The organism is bacterium (assembly GCA_023228325.1).
Lineage (GTDB): Bacteria > Auribacterota > UBA6266 > UBA6266 > UBA6266 > UBA6266.
Window position 1 is genome coordinate 1 of record JALOBK010000026.1, and the last position, 3,833, is coordinate 3,833.

The window sequence follows — 3,833 nt, forward strand, 5'->3', positions numbered from 1 at the left end:
ATCATACAAGAATGACATCAAGAGGTGCAAAAAACTTAGATAATATTCATCCATTTTTAATTAATCTTGGTCCTCCAATGAATAAAAAGGCATGGTTCTGTCATAACGGAACCATTTCATCCGTTGGAAAAATAAAGGACAAAGAAGGTGAATGGAGTGACACACGAACATTTGCAAAAATGTTAAATAGTCTTCCATGGGAAATAATTAAAATGAATCTGGAAGATAACCCAAACGAAACATTTGTGCTGTTAAACCAGGACGGGGAATTCATGAAGTTTCAAGAAAGAGTATATGATGGAAAAAGAATAGTAGATACTGAAGGACCAATAGAACATTCCCCAACCAGAATAGTTAATAATTCAAATATATCATATGGTTATAATAGCAGCGTGTGTGACCACTACAGAGATGACTATTATAAAAATGGAAGAAATATTTTTCCATACTCATCATCAAACAACAGTGGGAAAAAAGAAAATACAAATATAAATCATTCCAATGTAAATAACAAAAATGGAATTGATGATGATTATAATTGGCATGATGCATTATATTGAACAAATTTTCAATGAATACTAAAAATTAACGGAGGTTTGTTTGTTTATTGCATTTGCCGATCAATCAAAAAATTCATTCCAAGACATAACTAAAATTTGCAATATTGCAAAAATGAATCTAGAAAGAAATGGAGTATTATCCGATTTCTCGTTGGTGAAAGAAAATAATTTTATAAAACTCGAATTCTTATGTTTCAATCCCAATACATCTGAGGAAGAAACAAGTCTTTTGTTTTTAACAGAAATAAATCTTCTTGGGTTAATTGATGATAAAAAACATAAAGAAATCGTCTTATCTTTATCAAACAGAGATAAAAAATATGAACTAAGAAACTTGAAGGAAATAGAAAATAAATTAAATGATTTTTTCAATTTTCACATAAACATAAATAAATTTTTATTGGAGAACACCATAACAGAAGAAATTGAAAATTACGCATATTGATTTCGTATATTTTTGCGGTTGCGTGTGATAAGCGCTACGTTATTTGAGTGAGAAAATTCTCACTCTTTTTTTTTGTCCAGATTTTTCATCCATCCAAATTCTTTATTTTCTTAAATTCAGAAATAATTTCATAAACAACATTAATTCCTAGTTTTCTAAAAACATCGGCATATTCAGTGTAATATATATCTCCGGGACTTGCCATCTGAGATATATCCCTATGGAGAAATTTTACAAAATTTAATACATTTACTTTCACCATATGAATACTCAAATCCATAAATGGTTGTCCTAATAATTCAAACAAACCAATATCAAATTTTTCTTTAAACTGTTTATCAAGATATTCAAAGAAATCATTTCCAATATTGACTAGATCATCATCCTTTGGAGATATCCACAAAAAATAAGGAGTAAATGTATATTTTAGGCAATCATATAATTCTTTTTTATCAAAATATTCTTTTATTTTTTCTTCAGTTGAAATTCCTCTTTCCTCAATTTCCTCGTATACTGGAATTGGAAAAACATCATCATAGTCAGAATAATCTCTGTAATTATATATTGATAGCATTATTTATTTTCCTCCATTAGATCTTCAAAGAAAATAGCATATTCGGTTTTAGATAGAGTTCTTAACATCTTTTCAGCCAACTTTCTAATTTCATAATGTGCTGCCCTTGTATTTCTCAATTTAATGAAATGCCTAAGACTTCTAATATTAAATGTTGCCATAAGATTTAATTTATAAACCCTAGGAATAAATTGATTTATAATATCTTTATTTATATCTGAATTCCTTTGATAAAATTCTTTAATCTTTGATAAATATTCCACTGCCATTTTATTTAATTCTTCTGATGGCGTATTTACAATAAAATTTTCTATTTCTTCATCATTCTTTAAAAATGATTTTATAAATGTATATCTAGTGCTCTGAACTGAATAAGAGACTCCGATCCTATGTCTGATCAAATGAACATGAGCATATTCGGAAATATCATTTATTTCCCAGGTAAAAGAACAATGTTCTGAAACAGATTCATGTCCTTTATTCAATATAACTTTTCTTATAAGATCTTTATCTTTTTCACCCAATGAATATAAATCACTGTCCATATTGTCAAAAGAATCATGACACATTCTGATTGCTTTTACAACAACATCCGGAGGAGTTGCATGCATTAAAGAAACTATCATTTTTAACCCCTTATCTATTTTTTGGAATACTTTCTTCTTAATCTGTTGGACATATATTGAATTGTTTCCATTGATTCACTTGTTAATCGTTTTGCACTATTGACATGCTTAATAATATTTTTCCCCTGTCTTAAAATTGTTTTCTTTCTAGGTAATGCCATTTTTAGTTTACCCATTAAACTATATAAGACAGACACCCCACTACTAATAATTCCCATCAGTGCAGATATCGGTGTTGATAACAGATCAATAATATTTTTCATTATCTTTTTGATTATAACATAAATTAATTTAATGACAGCCAATGATGCAGCAGCAAATAAAAAACCAACCAATATAATAATAATATTATATATTGCATGTGCTAATTCAGAATATCCACCCATATATCTAGTCAATGCAGCTTGAGATTCACCAGCACCATCAAATCCTGTTAATTTTTTTCTAGCTGCAATAATCACAGTATCAATCATTCTAATTGTCCTATATTTATTCGCATGAAGATATGTTTTAACATTGGATCCTGTTTTTTTCCAATTTAAATCTTCAATGGCACCAAAAATTTCACTTGCAAGATATTTAAAATCTCTTCTGGATTCCAATCTCTGTTCCATTGCATCTTTGTATGCTTCAGGAACTTGTCTTAGTGAGAATCTCCATTTTAATGGCCAGCCCTTCCTCATTGGTTCAACACTTTTCATTGGGACTCTAACCTGAATAGGAAAAAATGGAATATAACTTTGTATTCTGGCCAATGTCCTTATAATAAAATCATTTATTTTTCTTTCAGTTAAAATAACTGTTTTTTCATAAGATGTATATCCACTTCTAACAACATAATTGGATACCTCTTTATATATTTGTTTTTTTGCTTCTTGATCTCCAGATTGTTCTATTAATACATTTTCATTCATAAAATGTTCAAATACAAAATTATCTGATTTTTCTATATGTTTTGCAACATCCACACTTTCCATTAATCCCATATTATTTTCTATATAGTCTTCACGTATACATTCAGCTAAAAAAGAAATCTGTTTATCATTAAAATTAAGTTTCATTTATCCTCCGAGTCACAACAGAGTTATTTATTTTTGTTCGTTATATTTGATGTTTTTATAGTAACAGTATCTACATATATAATATCTTGGCATCCGGAAATGGATGCCGTAAATTTTGAAATTAATTGAGGAGGAAATATGATTCAAATATTAAAAGAAATAATTTTATCAATTTTGATTGTTTTCTCAGTTTTCGTTGTTGGGATATGGTTCATAGATCCCACAGGGAAACAAATCATGAATAGTTGGATAGATAACTATTTTACTACTGGGTCCGAGCATGTCGCTCGGGCACAAGATGAAAGAATATTTAAAAATATATATGGGTCTGGAACGACCCAAGAATATACATGGGAAAAAAATAATTAAGGAGGAAAATATGGAAAAAATCAAAGGATTCTTTTCAGACATCATGATGTTTCTCGGACCTGCTGTGATATACCACAGCATGTTCATTGCCTATCATGGGCAGCTGCTGACAGCAACCGTCGAAGTGACAGGAGGAATGGTCCTGTGTATGGGCATAGAAAAAGCCCATACATTATACAAACGAATGAGAGGCGGATA

At 29.4% G+C, this 3,833-nt stretch carries 7 protein-coding genes; 4 read left to right on the top strand and 3 right to left on the bottom strand.

The window, feature by feature from the left end:
• Both M0R36_11120 and M0R36_11125 read left to right on the top strand, forming a co-directional pair.
• Window positions 1-560: hypothetical protein (locus M0R36_11120; GenBank protein MCK9556340.1), on the top strand; the 560-nt coding region annotated here is incomplete at its 5' end.
• A 40-nt stretch (window positions 561-600) separates the two neighbouring features.
• A complete protein-coding gene (locus M0R36_11125) occupies window positions 601-1,005 on the top strand; it encodes a hypothetical protein (protein ID MCK9556341.1) in 405 nt (134 codons plus the stop codon).
• Window positions 1,006-1,090: 85 nt separating this feature from the next.
• On the opposite strand, the gene M0R36_11130 is transcribed toward M0R36_11125, so the two are convergent.
• From M0R36_11130 to M0R36_11140, 3 genes are read right to left on the bottom strand one after another with little or no spacing between them, the layout of a single operon-like run.
• On the bottom strand, window positions 1,091-1,579 hold the full coding sequence (locus M0R36_11130) for a hypothetical protein (GenBank protein ID MCK9556342.1): 489 nt from the start codon (window positions 1,577-1,579) through the stop codon (window positions 1,091-1,093).
• A complete protein-coding gene (gene thyX, locus M0R36_11135; GenBank protein MCK9556343.1) occupies window positions 1,579-2,205 on the bottom strand; it encodes an FAD-dependent thymidylate synthase in 627 nt (208 codons plus the stop codon). The genes M0R36_11130 and thyX overlap by 1 nt, the downstream gene beginning before the upstream one ends.
• Window positions 2,206-2,219: 14 nt before the next feature.
• Window positions 2,220-3,266 (bottom strand): hypothetical protein, encoded by a 1,047-nt coding sequence (locus tag M0R36_11140; GenBank protein ID MCK9556344.1) that lies wholly within the window; start codon window positions 3,264-3,266, stop codon window positions 2,220-2,222.
• A gap of 138 nt (window positions 3,267-3,404) precedes the next feature.
• Here M0R36_11140 and M0R36_11145 point away from each other — a divergent pair, with 138 nt between their 5' ends.
• Together M0R36_11145 and M0R36_11150 are read left to right on the top strand one after the other, a co-directional pair.
• On the top strand, window positions 3,405-3,635 hold the full coding sequence (locus M0R36_11145) for a hypothetical protein (GenBank protein ID MCK9556345.1): 231 nt from the start codon (window positions 3,405-3,407) through the stop codon (window positions 3,633-3,635).
• Window positions 3,636-3,645: 10 nt separating this feature from the next.
• Window positions 3,646-3,833: hypothetical protein (locus M0R36_11150; protein MCK9556346.1), on the top strand; the 188-nt coding region annotated here is incomplete at its 3' end.

Excerpts from the sequence above, each read along its gene's own strand:
- M0R36_11130 (MCK9556342.1), bottom strand. The coding sequence starts at position 1,579 with ATGCTATCAATATATAATTACAGAGATTATTCTGACTATGATGATGTT.
- thyX (MCK9556343.1), bottom strand. The coding sequence starts at position 2,205 with ATGATAGTTTCTTTAATGCATGCAACTCCTCCGGATGTTGTTGTAAAA.
- M0R36_11140 (MCK9556344.1), bottom strand. The coding sequence starts at position 3,266 with ATGAAACTTAATTTTAATGATAAACAGATTTCTTTTTTAGCTGAATGT.
- M0R36_11145 (MCK9556345.1), top strand. The coding sequence starts at position 3,405 with ATGATTCAAATATTAAAAGAAATAATTTTATCAATTTTGATTGTTTTC.